The sequence below is a fragment of the Vibrio gangliei genome, assembly GCF_026001925.1.
GTDB lineage: Bacteria > Pseudomonadota > Gammaproteobacteria > Enterobacterales > Vibrionaceae > Vibrio > Vibrio gangliei.
This window is the reverse complement of sequence record NZ_AP021869.1, coordinates 500,229-515,909: the sequence shown is the minus strand read 5'-3', so window position 1 is coordinate 515,909 and position 15,681 is coordinate 500,229. Positions and strand designations below refer to the sequence as shown.

Here is a 15,681-nt window from a genome sequence, read left to right as displayed (position 1 = left end):
GAGGCGACAAGCCCCCATTACATAAAAATTAGCAAGGAATTTTAGCACAATTGTTCACATTCAGGGTAATTTTTATTCTTACGACTTTATAAGCTTAGCTCTAAAAGCCATAAAAGTTGAAAACCGCCCTAATCAATGCACATCACGCCAGTATTCTTTCTTAAGCAATACCACAATAATAGTAAAGATCACTAAGAAGCCTATGACCCACCAACCTAAGGCATGACGCTCTAACTTAACGGGATCGCCAGAGTACTCAAGGAAGTTCACTAGATCACGTACCGTATTGTCGTACTCTTCTGTGGTTAACTCGCCCATTTTTGACACTTTAGTGCCGACCACGATTTTATGCTCTTCACCATCAATGACTTGGGTTTCAAACACGGGTTCAGGGATCCCTTGCAAACCTTCCAATACGTGCGGCATGCCCACATTTGGGAAAGTTATATTGTTTACTCCAAATGGACGAGATGGATCAGAATAAAACGAACGCAAGTAGGTATACAACCAATCCACACCGCGTACACGAGCCACTAATGTGAGATCAGGTGGAGGCGTTCCGAACCACTTACCCGCATCATCGGCTGGAATGGCGTTTGTCATCAAATCACCAATTTTGGCGTTAGGATCAAACACCAGATTTTCCATCATCAGATCTTCTGGAATACCAATATCGTTAGCAACACGCTGGTAACGTTGATATTGCGTTGAATGACAACCAGCACAGTAATTCATAAATACTTGTGCCCCACGCTGCAACGAGGCTTGATCGGTTAAGTCGTTGTTCGCTTTATCTAAATGAACATTACCTCCCGCTGCCATTACAGACAGAGGTAACATCAGGCTAAAAAGTCCTACAATCCACTTTTTCATTTGAATGTGACCCTCTCTGGTAATGGTTTGGTTGCCTCGTTTTTGCTGTAGAAGAACAACAATACGAAGAACATGAAATATCCTAAGCTAAAGATTTGCGACAACAAGGTGTATAACGGTGTTGCAGGCAAAGTACCTAAGATGCCAAGACCAATGAAGCACACAACAAACTGACAAATATTTAATAGGTGCCATTTGCTACGGTAACGGTATGAACGTACTTTACAGCGATCAAACCACGGTAGTAGGAATAAGAACAGAATCGATGCTCCCATTGCCGCTACGCCGAGTAACTTATCAGGCACCGCACGCAAAATTGCGTAGAAAGGTGTGAAATACCAAACCGGAGCAATGTGTTCAGGTGTCTTCAATGGGTTCGCAGCCTCAAAGTTAGGCGGCTCAAGGAAGTAACCTCCCATTTCTGGGTTAAAGAACAACACATAACTAAAGAAGAACAAGAATCCAGCCACACCGACCAAATCTTTTACCGTGCCGTAAGGATGGAAAGGAATCGAATCTTGAATATTGTATTTAGTCGTAAATTGTTTGTGGAATTTAAACTGAGTTTTATGCTCACCCTTATCATCTGGTGCTTTCGGGATCTTAGTATCAATACCATCAGGGTTGTTTGAACCAACTTCGTGTAGCGCCAAGACATGCAATACTACTAATAGTAATAATACGATTGGTAATGCAATAACGTGTAGTGCAAAGAAACGGTTTAATGTGGCACCTGAGATAACGTAGTCACCACGGATCCATAAGGTTAGGTCATCACCGATTACAGGAATGGCACCAAATAAAGAGATGATTACCTGCGCGCCCCAATAAGACATTTGTCCCCATGGAAGCAAGTAACCCATGAAGGCTTCAGCCATCAAGACCAAGAAGATCAACATGCCGAAGATCCAAAGCAGCTCACGCGGTTTTTGATATGAACCATAGATTAAGCCACGGAACATGTGTAAATACACTACAACGAAGAAAGCAGAAGCGCCAGTCGAGTGCATATAGCGTAACAACCAGCCGTATTCCACATCACGCATAATGTATTCAACAGAAGCGAACGCGCCATCTCCCGACGGCACATAGTTCATCGTTAACCAGATCCCAGTTAAGATCTGATTCACTAATACCAACATCGCTAAAGAACCAAAAAGGTACCAAAAGTTAAAGTTCTTCGGCATTGGGTATTCAGACAAATGCTTTTTATAGGCATCCATCACTGGTAGACGTTTTTCTACCCAATCTAGTAAGGCTTGCATCAGGCTTCCCCTCCACGACTCTCACCAATGATAATTCTGGTGTCACTTAAGTACCCATGCTCTGGTACCACTAAGTTTAAAGGGGCAGGAACGCCTTGGAATACTCGGCCTGCTAAATCAAACTTAGAACCATGACATGGACAGAAAAAGCCAGACTTCACGCCTTGTACTTGCTCACTAAAAGAATCCGGTAAATAAGTAGGTGAACAACCTAAGTGGGTACAAATACCAACCGCAACAAAGTATTCCGGCTTAATGGAACGATATTTGTTCTGTGCGTATTCTGGCTGCTGCGCTTGTTCAGAGGAAGGGTCACGCAACTTATCATCTAATGCATCAAGTTCCGTTAGTGTTGATTGAGAACGGCGAACAACCCATACCGGTTTGCCTCGCCATTCCACACGAACCAATTGTCCTTCTTCTAGCTTACTGACATCGACTTCAACCGGTGCACCTGCTGCTTTTGCCCTGTCACTTGGATTCCAAGATTTAATAAAAGGCACAGCAACTGCTACCGCTCCAATTCCCCCCACTACTGCAGTGGTGGCTGTCAAAAAGCGCCGACGGCCATTATTAATAGGCGCATTGCTCATCCAAACATCTCCCAATCTGTATTCGATACAAAAGAGTCGCCCAATCCATAGATTTGATGACCTAATACTCTCAACGCGCACTTTATTTTTAAAATGACTCATGTAAGTCACTATTTATTGGCTTATTCATGCGCACATATTTATAAAATTCACTCAAATGATAAATAAAGCGCCACACTCAGACAAGGTAAAGCTACCTTTTCGTAACATCTGTAACCTATATTTGTTTAGGACTTCACAAAAGCCGCTAAAAACAGTTCCTTTATACGTAAATGTTGAAGAGATAAAACGGAAACTTGCTGACAAATAACGAGAAAATGCCTCTAAACCAAAAGATTTAGACATATTTAGTAACATTTAGAAATAGATAGATATGGGGAGATGTAGGCTGATAGCAGACGGAAAGATAAAGCTAAAAGTTATGATTAGCAGACACAAAAAAGCTCGACCGAAGCCGAGCTTTTGTAACCACACACCAGAAAACTGGTGACGTTGATTTGCAATACAGGAAACCCTGTAAAGAAAATTAACGCTTAGAGAATTGTGGTTTACGACGTGCTTTACGTAGACCAACTTTCTTACGTTCAACGCAACGAGCGTCACGTGTAACGTAGCCAGCTGCACGTAGAGCAGGACGTAGAGACTCATCGTATTCCATTAGAGCGCGTGTGATACCGTGACGGATCGCACCAGCTTGACCAGAAATACCACCACCTTTAACAGTGATGTATAGGTCTAGTTTCTCTACCATATCAACAAGTTCAAGAGGTTGTTTAACAACCATGCGTGAAGTTGGACGACCGAAGTAGGTGTCTAGGTCACGTTTGTTGATTACGATGTTGCCGCTGCCTGGTTTGATGAAAACACGAGCAGCTGAGCTTTTGCGACGGCCAGTGCCGTAGTATTGATTCTCTGCCATTTCGATAATCCTCGATTAGATGTCTAGTACTTGTGGTTGTTGAGCAGCATGGTTGTGCTCAGCGCCAGCGTAAACTTTTAGCTTACGGTACATAGCACGGCCAAGAGGACCACGTGGTAGCATACCTTTAACAGCTAGTTCGATCGCCATTTCTGGTTTGTGATCAATCAGTTTTTCAAAAGAGATTGATTTTAGACCACCAGGGAACTCAGAGTGACGGTAATAGATTTTACCCTTCGCTTTGTTACCTGTAACAGCTACTTTCTCAGCGTTTACAACGATGATGTAATCACCAGTGTCAACGTGAGGAGTGTACTCAGCTTTATGTTTGCCACGTAGGCGAGATGCAATTTCACTTGCTAGACGGCCAAGAGTTTTACCTTCAGCGTCTACAACATACCAGTCGCGTTTTACAGTTTCTGGTTTAGCAACGAAAGTTTTCATGCTAATAATACCCGTTAAATTAATATTCTAGTTTAAGGAATGAGTTTCCCATTCATTATTAATGAGCATATATACTCATTCCCACTGTCTAAGAGCTCTATGCTTCACCCCTTCGAGTGGTAGACACTCTCGGTGTTTTGTTCCTCTACTAAAAGAGCAAACTCAACCTGCAGTAACGGTGGGTCGCAGGATTATAGAGAAGAGTGAGGGAAAAATCATCTATTTTTGGCAAAAAAATTCGAGAAATTTCAATTCCATTTCTCGAACAGAAAAAATCACCGACCAATCAAGCCGATTTAGCCCAGTATCTTGCATTTACCAGCGCTCCTGACTGATTTAAGCCAAATGCTCATTGGCTAAATACTCCAAGCTTTGCATTTCAATTAGGCGTGATTGGCAGCGTTGAAACTCAAACTCTAGCTGACCATGAGTGTACAATTCTTGTAATGGCACTTGAGCAGAAATAATTAACGTCACATTACGCTCATAAAATTCATCCACTAAAGCAATGAAGCGTCTTGCGGCATCGTCTTTTTCTCGGCTCATCTGAATCACATCTGCCAGCAATACTGTATGATAAAGTCGTGATAGCTCAATATAGTCCGATTGACTACGCATACTTTCGCACAATTGAGCGAAGGTCGCGTACAGCACTCCATCACAACTCCCCAGAACGTCAAGTTGGCGATGATTAATTTGGATCGATTGAACGCTTCTCTCTTGATCTCGGCTAAGCTGAACATAATAACTATCGAGGTTGGCGCTTGCCTTTTCATCAAGTGGAAAATGGTAAATTTCCGCTTGTTCTAACGTTCTCATTCGGTAGTCGATACCGCTATCAACATTCACTTCAATGCAGTTTTCTTCAATCAGTTTTATTGCGGGTAAAAAACGCGCTCTTTGTAATCCATTTCGATACAAATCTTTTGGTGGAATATTCGATGTTGCGACTAAAATAATGCCACGCTCAAACAAGGCTTCAAAAAGGGTTCCCAGAATCATGGCATCCGTGATGTCAGAAACAAAAAACTCATCAAAACAAATGATGTCGGTTTCTTGCTTTAAAATATCCGCTACCTTTTCAAGCGGATCACTGACCTCTTTCAATAAACCCAACTCTTTATGAACTCGCAGCATAAAGCGGTGAAAGTGCATGCGGCTTTTTTTCTCATAAGGCAGGGCATCATAAAAGACATCCATTAAATAGGTTTTACCACGTCCAACCCCACCCCAGAAATATAAGCCTTTTGGTGGCGTCACACGAGCCTCTTTACCTAACAATTTTGCAAATAAACTCAACTTTTGTGGCGGATTTGATACATACTCAAGAAATTGATGGTAGAGTTGTTCCAGTTTTTCGACTGCATTAAGTTGAGCGGAATCAGGCTGAAACCCTGAATGCTCAATGTCGTACTGATACTGTTGCTTAGGCGTCATCATTCAATGTCATCCATGATTACCGAAGTGAGATATTGAGAAAATGGCCCATCCACGTGAGACGATTTTCTTGGGCAGCTTTTGCTTTATCAAGCGAGAGTGTCATAGTACCATGTATTTAAAGCATGTATAACAAGTCGTAACAAACATGTTAGAAATCAATGATAAGGAGCTTATATGGCTTTTCTTTACGCTGCAGTAGGTTTGGTTATCGGTATCATTATCGGCATTATCATTGCCCGTTTAATGACACCTGAATACAAAAAACATAAGCAACTGCAAAAAGAGCTTGAAACAACGAAATTTGAGCTAGAGCAACATCGCCAAGATCTATCCGATCATTTTTCAAACACGGCGGAAATGCTCGATTCTCTGGGTAAAAGCTATACCAAGCTGTATCAGCACATGGCACAGACCTCTTCTGATTTATTGCCAAATCTACCTAAGCAAGAGAATCCGTTCATAGGTCAGAACACCGATAACTCAACCGAAGAACATAAGATTGAAGAAATCACCGATGTTCAACCTAAAGACTATGCAAATGGCTCAACAGGCTTATTGAAAGGTCAGAAAAATCATTCAGAGGATACTGAGAAGCTAAATAAAGCCTCTTAATTCTTCATTTTTACGGAACTTTTACAAAGGTCTTTTACTCTATAACTCCGGTATTCAATAAAGGAGTATTAGAATGAAAAGACCTTTGCTTGTTCTGAGTGCTATTTCATTGAGCCTCAGTGCGATTCTCACCCCAGCGGTTGCCTCCGCTTCTCTTCCAAGCATCGTTAACGGACAAGAAATGCCAAGCTTGGCACCTATGTTGGAACAAGTGACACCTGCGGTTGTCTCCGTGATGGTTGAAGGCAAAAAAAACACCAATGGTCAATCGATACCTGAACAGTTCCGCTTTTTCTTTGGGCCTGATTTCCCGGCACAGTCATTACCTGAAAGGAAATTCCGTGGCCTAGGTTCAGGGGTCATCATCGATGCAGAAAATGGTTATATCGTCACGAACTACCATGTCATCAATGATGCCGACAGAATACAAGTTGCTTTATCGGATGGACGTGAAGTCACAGCCAGTTTAATTGGTGGCGATAAACTTTCTGATATTGCCATCATCAAGCTAGACAAAAAGGTATCAGGATTAACTCAAATCAAAATGGCAGACTCAGATCACCTACGTGTCGGTGATTTTGCTGTCGCTATCGGCAATCCTTTCGGTCTAGGTCAAACCGTGACTTCCGGTATTATTTCCGCACTCGGTCGCAGTGGTTTAAATATTGAAAACTTCGAAAACTTCATTCAAACCGATGCCGCGATTAACAGCGGGAATTCAGGTGGCGCATTAGTCAATTTGAACGGTGAATTGGTTGGGATAAACACGGCTATCCTTGGCCCTAATGGCGGCAATGTGGGTATCGGCTTTGCGATTCCATCCAATATGGTCAAAAACCTGACTGAACAAATCATTGAATTTGGCGGCGTTAAACGTGGCATATTAGGTATCCAAGGTGGAGAAATTACCCCTGATCTTGCTGAAGCTATGGGGTATGACAGCAGTAAAGGGGCCTTTGTGAGCCAAGTAATGCCAAACAGCGCCGCTGAAAAAGCCGGCATACAAGCAGGCGATGTATTGGTTTCTATTAATGATAAGAAAATCGATACCTTTGGTGAACTCAGAGCCAAAATCGCCACCATTGGCGCAGGCAAAACGGTCAAATTGGGTCTGATACGAGACGGTAAAGCACTGACCAAAACCGTCACACTCGGTGAGGCAGAACAAATTCAGGCGAGCGCGTCGGATCTGCATCCAGGTCTGGAAGGGGCAAAATTCAGCAATACTGATAGCAGCGATCCAATAGCTGGGGTAAAAATAGCTGAGATAGCCAAAGGGTCACCGGCGGCCCAATACCAACTGGAACAAGGTGACATCATCATTGGTGTCAACCGAACTCGAGTGAAGAACCTCGCTGACATGAAAAAGGTACTGGAACAGAAGAGCGCCATTTTAGCGCTTAACATTCAGCGCGGTGATCGCACGATCTACTTAGTCGTAAAATAGTTCGACTAGACGAAAGAATGCGAAGATAAAAACTCATCACTCAAATTCAAAGAGAAGTTTGGCTGCAAACTTCTCTTTTCTTTGCTTTCTATCCGGTGCTATCCTTGGGCATCACTCAATTTTAACATTCCCTGCTCCTGAGGATACCAATGGTTAAATTCTTGCTTCGACCTATTCTTATTGGCCTAGCAACAGCTGCGGTGCTTTTACTCGCAGTACCATCACTACGTCAGGACATCTTACGCATAGAAACCGAACCTAAAGCTGAGAATATTGATGATATTCAAGTTTCATTCAGCCATGCGGTACATAGAGCCGGGCCGGCTGTCGCCAATATTTATAGCCGTCAATACGTCGAAGGTGATCGCTTAAAGCTCAAAACTCAAGGGCTTGGCTCGGGCGTGATTGTTTCCGATAAAGGCTATATCATTACTAACTACCATGTTGTAGCCCAGGCAGATCAAATTGTTGTTGCGCTACAAGATGGCCGTGTGTCGAGCGCTCAACTAGTCGGAACCGATAAACGCACCGACATAGCGGTTCTTAAAGTCGAGATGAGCAACCTTCCGGTTATTCCGCAAAATTCAGATTACAAAGCCAAAGTCGGAGATGTGGTATTAGCCATTGGTAACCCTTATAACTTAGGACAAACCACTACCTTCGGCATCATTTCTGCGATTGGTCGCTCTTCGGTCAGCGCCGATGGTCGCCAAGCATTTATTCAAACCGATGCTGCGATCAATAAAGGCAACTCTGGTGGTGCTTTAGTGAATACTCGTGGTGAACTTATCGGCATTAATACCGCTTCGTTTCAACAAGCGACCGATCTGGAAACCTACGGCATTTCTTTTGCGATTCCTTATACCCTTGCGCATAAAATCATGACCAAGATCATCGCTGATGGCCGAGTGATCCGTGGTTACATTGGCATCGATGGACAGGATATGAACGAAGTGGCCGCCCGGCTGCTTGGTATCGATCATGTCAGTGGTATCGTGATCCTCAGTGTTGCAGAAGGCGCTCCAGCAGATAAAGCTGGGCTGAAAGAGAAAGATGTGATTGTCGGAATTGATGGGCAAAAAGTGCTGAATAGCCAAAGCGTGATGGAAATGGTGACTGAATTACGTCCCGGTACTCAAGTCAATTTAGATATTCTACGTGATGGCAAAAAACTGACCTTACCCGTCACCATTGAAGAAGATCCAAGAGGATAAGGATCTTCTAACCCCACTCTCGTTTGGATGAAAGAGTCACTCTATGACATGGATTTTATTTACTTTTATGGCTGCGTTCATGCAGTCATGGCGCAATGCATTTCAAAGCCAATTAGCCGCTGAAGTCAAAACCCTAGCTGTCACTTTATCGCGTTTTTTATGGGCGAGCCCAATTGCGGCTATCTACCTCATCATCCTCTATCAACTTGAGCCCGTTGCACTGCCACAATTTAATTACCGCTTTGTTTCATTTGTGTGTGCCGCCGCTTTAATGCAAATTTTAGCGACTGCACTGATGGTGCAATTATTTAAACTCAATAACTATGCTGTCGGTGCTGGGCTTGCTAAAAGTGAAGCATTAGCTGCCGCCATTTTAGGCATGCTGTTCTTTGGAACCCAATTATCACTATTGGGTTGGACGGGCGTATTTATTGGCGGCGTGGGGGTTTTCCTGCTTAGCACGACCTCTGGAATGAAGAACATCTCGTTTTCAACTGTGATTTTGGGGCTGTGTTGCGGCTCGGCGTTCGCGCTCACTTCTTTATGGATTCGTGAAGCCAGTTTATCACTCGATCTCCCCTTTCCTTACAACGCTGCCTGGGTATTATGGCTTGTTATCACGGTACAAACTCTGATCTTAGTTGGCTATATATTCGTCACCGATAAGCAAAGCCTAGTCGATTTATGGCAACGACCTAAGCTGACCTTCTTAGCCAGTGCCACTAGCTGTTTAGGCTCTATCGGCTGGTTCAGCGCCATGTCATTAGAAACCGTGCCTTATGTGAAAACCTTAGGCCAAGTTGAGATCTTCTTTACTATGCTGATTTCAGTTTTATGGCTTAAACAGAAAGTCAAAATTAAAGATGGGTTAGGGTTAATTCTCGTCGCCATCGCGGCTATTTTGGTGATGTGGACATAACCGAGAGCCGAGAGCCGAGAGCCGAGAGCCGAGAGCCGAGAGCCGAGAGCCGAGAAAGAATAAAGCCGCTAAACATTATGTCTAGCGGCTTTTATTTTTCGATGACCAAGGAACAAAGAAGGGATTTACTCTTCTTCGCTACTTACAGAGTTGTTGGCTTCCACTTCAATGCGAGTCACGCGTTGTAAGCCTCGTGGCAGTTTGCCACCACGACGACCACGCTCACCACGGAAGTTGTCCAAATCAATCGGCTTCAACCCTAGTTTACGTTTACCCGCATACAAGGTGATATTCACGCCATACGGAATGGCCATCAGTTGTGATACCACTTCCTCACGCGCTTTCGCTTTAGCCGATGGGATATTGATGATCTTATTCCCTTTGCCCTTGCTAAGCTGAGGCAGATCTTTAATTGGGAATAGCAGCATACGGCCATCATTAGTGATCACCAAAATTTCATCTTTTTCTAAATCTGAAATTGGGCTTGGCGGTAGCACTTCTGAGTTTTCAGGCAAATTCAGCAACGCTTTACCACTGCGGTTTTTCGACAACAGATCCGCGCCTTTACACACGAAACCATAGCCGGCATCAGAAGCAATCAACCATAATTGGTCTTCTTCACCCATCACCACTTGGCGAATTTGGCTACCTTCTGAGATACCTAAGCGCCCGGTAATCGGCTCACCTTGGCTACGTGCCGATGGCAACGAGTGAGATTCAAGCGAATAACTGCGTCCATCAGAACCAAGGAATACCGCTTGCTGATTACTCTTACCATGCGCATGGGCTAAGTAGCCATCACCGGATTTATAATTGAGCGAGCTTGCATCCACATCATGCCCTTTCGCATGGCGGATCCAACCTTTCTCTGACAAGACCACCGTAATTGGCTCGCTTGGAATTAAATCACGTTCAGTTAAGGCTTTCGCTTCTGCGCGTTCGACCAATGGAGAACGGCGATCATCACCATATTTTTCAGCATCGGCTTGGATCTCTTTCTTGATCAGCGTATTCAAACGGCGCTCAGAACCAAGCAATTGCTCTAATTTTTGACGCTCTTTTTCTAACTCATCTTGCTCACCGCGAAGTTTCATTTCTTCGAGCTTAGCTAAGTTACGTAAGCGTGTGTCTAAGATGGCATTCGCTTGGATCTCGGTAATAGCGAAACGAGCCATCAACACGTCTTTGGGCTCATCTTCGGTACGGATGATTTCAATCACTTCATCAAGGTTGAGGTAAGCAACCAGCAAACCTTCTAAGATGTGTAAGCGGTCCAATACCTTATCTAAACGATATTGCAAACGGCGGCGTACCGTAGTCTTGCGGAATTCAATCCACTCAAGCAAAATCTTGATTAAGCCTTTCACCTCAGGGCGGTTGTCTAAACCAATCATGTTTAAGTTAACACGATAGTTTTTCTCAAGATCCGTTGAGGCGAATAAGTGATTCATCAATTGATCGCAATCAACACGATTGGAGCGAGGGACGATCACAATTCGAGTTGGGTTTTCATGATCCGATTCATCGCGTAAATCATCGACCATTGGCAGCTTTTTAGCGCGCATTTGGTTGGCGATTTGCTCAAGCAGCTTAGCACCAGAGACTTGGTGTGGCAGCGCTGTGATGACAATATCTGAGCTCTCTTTATGCCATACCGCACGCATCTTAATGCTGCCGCGGCCATTGCGATAGATCTTTTCAATATCTGAGGCAGGTGAAATGATTTCCGCTTCAGTTGGATAATCAGGGCCTTTAACGTGCTCCATCACTTCCGGCAATTCAGCTTTTGGATTATCAATCAAATGCACTGCGGCATTAGCAATTTCACGTACGTTATGTGGCGGAATATCCGTCGCCATACCCACCGCGATACCTGTAATGCCATTTAGCAAAATATGTGGCAGGCGAGCCGGTAACATTTTTGGCTCTTTCATGGTGCCATCAAAGTTTGGTGTCCATTCCACCGTACCTTGACCAAGCTCCCCTAAAAGAATTTCAGCAAACTTTGATAACTTCGCTTCGGTATAACGCATCGCTGCGAACGATTTTGGATCATCGGGCGCCCCCCAGTTTCCTTGACCATCCACCAGCGGGTAGCGATAAGAAAACGGCTGCGCCATCAATACCATAGCTTCATAACAGGCAGAGTCACCGTGTGGGTGATATTTACCTAATACGTCACCCACCGTACGAGCAGATTTCTTATATTTTGCTGCTGCCGATAAGCCCAATTCAGACATCGCATAAATAATACGGCGCTGAACCGGCTTGAGACCGTCCCCTACATAAGGTAAGGCGCGGTCCATGATTACGTACATTGAATAGTTAAGGTACGCATCTTCTGTAAACTTGCGTAGTGCTAACTGTTCAACACCATCAAATGTCATTTCAGAACTCATTGATTAACCTTTCTCTTCACTCGTCGCGTTATAACTCAACGTCCGCTTGGTCGCCGTAGGCTTGTAGCCAATTACGACGATCTTCTGCGCGTTTTTTCCCGAGCAACATATCCATCATTTCCATGGTTTGCTCACTGTCATCTATGGTTAGTTGCACTAAACGACGAGTGTTAGGATCCATAGTGGTTTCACGTAATTGCAGTGGGTTCATCTCACCCAAGCCTTTAAATCGCTGTACGTTGATCTTGGCTTTTTTATTGCTTAAACGTTCTAAAATACCTTCTTTCTCAGCTTCATCCAGAGCGTAAAATACTTCTTTACCACAGTCGATACGGAACAATGGAGGCATCGCCACATACACATGTCCCGCTCGTACTAAGGCTTCAAAGTGACGCATAAACAACGCACATAAAAGTGTGGCAATATGAAGACCATCGGAGTCCGCATCGGCAAGAATACAAATTTTACCGTAGCGCAAACCTTCTAGGTTATTGGAATCAGGATCGATACCGAGCGCAACCGAAATGTTATGCACTTCATCAGACGCCAATACTTGATCAGACGACACTTCCCAAGTATTCAAGATTTTACCGCGCAGCGGCATAATTGCTTGAAATTCACGATCACGAGCTTGCTTAGCTGAGCCGCCCGCCGAGTCCCCTTCCACTAAGAACAATTCAGTGCGATTCAAATCTTGCACCGAGCAGTCGGTCAATTTACCTGGTAGTGCAGGCCCTGAAGCCACTTTTTTACGCACGACTTTCTTGCTGGCACGCATACGACGATGGGCATTAGCAATACAAGATTCGGCAAGCAGTTCTGCGATTTGTGGTTTTTCATTGAGCCATAAACTAAAGGCATCTTTGACTACACCAGAAACAAAGGCCGCAGATTGACGAGACGATAAGCGCTCTTTGGTTTGACCAGCAAACTGTGGATCTTGCATTTTGATCGATAACACGTACGCACAACGGTCAAAAATATCATCACCGGTAAGCTTCACACCACGCGGCAATAAATTACGGAATTCACAAAACTCACGCATCGCATCAAGCAAGCCTTGGCGTAAGCCGTTCACATGCGTACCGCCTTGTGCGGTTGGGATCAGGTTGACGTAGCTTTCGGTAATAAGATCGCCACCTTCCGGCAACCAGATAATCGCCCAGCTTGCCGCTTCAGTTTGTGCGGTAAACTCACCGGTAAATGGTTCTTCAGGAAGAACAGGAAAACCTTTCACGCCTTCAGCAAGGTAATCTTTCAAGCCATCTTCGTAGCGCCAATTATGAGTTTTATCGTTCACTTTATCGATGAACTCAACTTCAAGCCCCGGGCACAAGACCGCTTTGGCGCGTAAATTATTCACTAAGCGGCTAACAGAAAAGTTGCCTGAATCAAAATAAGAGGTATCTGGCCAGAAATGAACACTGGTTCCTGTATTCCGGCGACCACAAGTACCAGTCACTTCTAATTCTTTAACTTTATTGCCGTTTTCAAAAGCAATTTCATACACTTGGCCATCACGCTTGATCTGTACTTCCACACGTTTTGATAACGCGTTCACAACCGAGATACCCACCCCGTGCAAACCACCAGAGAATTGGTAGTTTTTATTCGAGAATTTACCGCCCGCATGCAGTTTACAGAAAATCAATTCTACGCCAGAGATTTTTTCTTCTGGGTGAATATCAACTGGCATACCACGGCCATCATCGGTGACTTCAATCGATTGATCGGCATGCAAAGTGACTTGCACTTTTGAAGCATGACCGGCTAAAGCTTCATCGACACTGTTATCAATTACTTCTTGCGCCAAATGGTTAGGACGCACAGTGTCGGTATACATTCCTGGACGACGACGAACCGGTTCAAGACCGTTAAGAACCTCAATCGCTCCAGCGTTATATTGTTCAGTCATAATTAAAAGGTAATCTCAAAAGATGTTAACCAAGGTTTATGCAGCATACTCTGTGTAGCCACATTCAATGTCAAGTTAAGCCATATAGAAATGAAGGATTTTATGATTTAAAAGAGATAACTGACAGATTATGCCTTGTCATCTCCACTACAATTGCAAAAATTCGACAATCTTCTCAGGATAGCGTTCAAAGCCAATAAAGCTATGATCCCCGCCTTCTTCTATCGTTGATTGGCTATGTTGATACTTTTCGACCGCCTGACGATAATCAAGCACTTCATCGCCTTGCTGCTGTAGTAACCAAAAATCATTCGCACAACGCAATGACGCCACTTCCAAGGCTTTTAACTCGGAGATGTGCTTATCTTCCAACACGTAGCTTTGCAAAGTATATGGGTTAGTCTGTTGACCTAGAAAATCAGACAATAATTCATAAGGCCGTACAGCAGGATTAACCACTACCGCTCGGCAGCCATATTTATCATTTAACCAAGTGGATAAATAACCACCGAGGGAACTGCCAACGAGCCCAATATTGTAATCACGAATATGGCTACTCACGAATGCATCGAGATAGTCCGCTGCGCGCTTAGGAAAGTGAGGAAGTTGAGGGATTTCTAAGCGAATATCAGGCCGATTCTGTTGGCAATACTCACGGATCAGATTCGCTTTATGGGAGCCAGGTGAACTGTTAAACCCGTGAAGATAAAGCAGCATAGATGGTTTGGTCACAACGCACTCCTTATTCAAAACTCAGAAGCACGATTATACCCAAGTCACATGGAAATGGATATTAACCAGCTCCCATCTGAGGTTTTTCTAGGCGAATATCAGTAACCTTGTGACTCAAAGTCGGGTAAGAATTGCTCGCCGGATAAACGATGTACCTGAGTCTCTATTTCCCCATTGGCTTTTAACGTGAGGCTACGCCAGCCAGGAGCTAGGGTATCTAAAGCAAAACCATCTGATTGAGATTTAAATTGAATGCACGTTGATGGGCTCGTATACACATCGACACCTTGATAGGACTCTTTGAAATCTTGATGGACATGACCACACAATACTGCTTTGACTTCTTGATGTGGTGCAATAGCCTCCCAAAATTCATCGCTATTATGCAAGCAATGCTGATCCAGCCACGCACTGCCAACCAAACGTGAATGGTGATGCAATAAAACTAGGCTATAGCGTTCTGGGTTTTGAGTTAAAGTTTGTTCTAAATACTCTAACTGTTGCTTTGATAGCACACCATGCGGGCTACCTTCTGATTGACTATCTAACAAAATGATTTGCCAGTGTTTTCCAACTAAAACATGCGTATGTTGTTGAATCTGTACGGATGGATAAACACTGCGCATACTAGGTTGATAATCGTGATTTCCCGGTAACCAGAAGCATGGTTTTGTAAGCGGGGTGATACCATGCTCAAAACGTGCATAAGACGCATCAGTATGATCTTGAGAAACGTCTCCCGTCATAATTACGGCATGATAATTAAGTGATTTCGCCAAAACGTCATTCACAACAGCAGTAAAGCTATCTAGCGTATTTACTCCAAGCAATTCCCCTTTTTCATCAGAGAAAAGGTGAGTATCCGTAATTTGAACCAAAGTCACGTCATCTAAATTTGGTTCCAGCAAA

Annotated in this window: 14 protein-coding genes; 4 read left to right on the top strand and 10 right to left on the bottom strand. The window is 43.9% G+C overall.

The window, feature by feature from the left end:
• Positions 1–132 precede the first annotated feature (132 nt).
• The 6 genes from Vgang_RS02355 to zapE all read right to left on the bottom strand — a co-directional run bounded on the left by Vgang_RS02355 (position 133) and on the right by zapE (position 5,531).
• Positions 133–873, bottom strand: a complete 741-nt coding sequence (locus Vgang_RS02355) for a cytochrome c1 (RefSeq protein ID WP_105902206.1) — start codon at positions 871–873, stop codon at positions 133–135.
• Positions 870–2,138, bottom strand: a complete 1,269-nt coding sequence (locus tag Vgang_RS02350; protein WP_105902207.1) for a cytochrome b — start codon at positions 2,136–2,138, stop codon at positions 870–872. Before Vgang_RS02350 ends, Vgang_RS02355 begins: the two co-directional genes overlap by 4 nt.
• Positions 2,138–2,731: a ubiquinol-cytochrome c reductase iron-sulfur subunit gene (petA, locus tag Vgang_RS02345; protein ID WP_105902208.1), complete on the bottom strand. Its 594-nt coding sequence runs from the start codon at positions 2,729–2,731 to the stop codon at positions 2,138–2,140. Before petA ends, Vgang_RS02350 begins: the two co-directional genes overlap by 1 nt.
• Before the next feature lie 526 nt (positions 2,732–3,257).
• Positions 3,258–3,650, bottom strand: coding sequence for a 30S ribosomal protein S9 (rpsI, locus tag Vgang_RS02340; protein WP_086982201.1), 393 nt, complete (start codon positions 3,648–3,650; stop codon positions 3,258–3,260).
• Positions 3,651–3,665: 15 nt separating this feature from the next.
• Positions 3,666–4,094, bottom strand: coding sequence for a 50S ribosomal protein L13 (gene rplM / locus Vgang_RS02335; protein WP_086982200.1), 429 nt, complete (start codon positions 4,092–4,094; stop codon positions 3,666–3,668).
• A 336-nt stretch (positions 4,095–4,430) separates the two neighbouring features.
• Positions 4,431–5,531, bottom strand: a complete 1,101-nt coding sequence (gene zapE / locus Vgang_RS02330) for a cell division protein ZapE (protein ID WP_105902328.1) — start codon at positions 5,529–5,531, stop codon at positions 4,431–4,433.
• A gap of 177 nt (positions 5,532–5,708) precedes the next feature.
• Here zapE and zapG point away from each other — a divergent pair, with 177 nt between their 5' ends.
• The 4 genes from zapG to Vgang_RS02310 all read left to right on the top strand — a co-directional run bounded on the left by zapG (position 5,709) and on the right by Vgang_RS02310 (position 9,726).
• Positions 5,709–6,146, top strand: a complete 438-nt coding sequence (gene zapG, locus Vgang_RS02325) for a Z-ring associated protein ZapG (RefSeq protein WP_105902209.1) — start codon at positions 5,709–5,711, stop codon at positions 6,144–6,146.
• A gap of 73 nt (positions 6,147–6,219) precedes the next feature.
• On the top strand, positions 6,220–7,593 hold the full coding sequence (locus Vgang_RS02320) for a Do family serine endopeptidase (protein ID WP_105902210.1): 1,374 nt from the start codon (positions 6,220–6,222) through the stop codon (positions 7,591–7,593).
• 149 nt (positions 7,594–7,742) lie between these two features.
• Positions 7,743–8,807 (top strand): outer membrane-stress sensor serine endopeptidase DegS, encoded by a 1,065-nt coding sequence (degS, locus tag Vgang_RS02315; protein WP_105902211.1) that lies wholly within the window; start codon positions 7,743–7,745, stop codon positions 8,805–8,807.
• Between the two features lie 43 nt (positions 8,808–8,850).
• Entirely contained in the window at positions 8,851–9,726 is an 876-nt protein-coding gene (locus Vgang_RS02310) for a DMT family transporter (RefSeq protein ID WP_105902212.1), read from the top strand.
• A gap of 125 nt (positions 9,727–9,851) precedes the next feature.
• Here Vgang_RS02310 and parC read toward each other — a convergent pair whose 3' ends face one another.
• From parC to cpdA, 4 genes are all read right to left on the bottom strand, one after another.
• Positions 9,852–12,125 (bottom strand): DNA topoisomerase IV subunit A, encoded by a 2,274-nt coding sequence (parC, locus tag Vgang_RS02305; protein ID WP_105902213.1) that lies wholly within the window; start codon positions 12,123–12,125, stop codon positions 9,852–9,854.
• A gap of 28 nt (positions 12,126–12,153) precedes the next feature.
• Complete coding sequence (gene parE / locus Vgang_RS02300; RefSeq protein ID WP_105902214.1) at positions 12,154–14,040, bottom strand: DNA topoisomerase IV subunit B; 1,887 nt, start codon at positions 14,038–14,040, stop codon at positions 12,154–12,156.
• A 147-nt stretch (positions 14,041–14,187) separates the two neighbouring features.
• Positions 14,188–14,757: an esterase YqiA gene (gene yqiA / locus Vgang_RS02295; protein ID WP_105902329.1), complete on the bottom strand. Its 570-nt coding sequence runs from the start codon at positions 14,755–14,757 to the stop codon at positions 14,188–14,190.
• A gap of 113 nt (positions 14,758–14,870) precedes the next feature.
• Entirely contained in the window at positions 14,871–15,677 is an 807-nt protein-coding gene (gene cpdA / locus Vgang_RS02290; protein ID WP_105902330.1) for a 3',5'-cyclic-AMP phosphodiesterase, read from the bottom strand.
• Positions 15,678–15,681 lie beyond the last annotated feature (4 nt).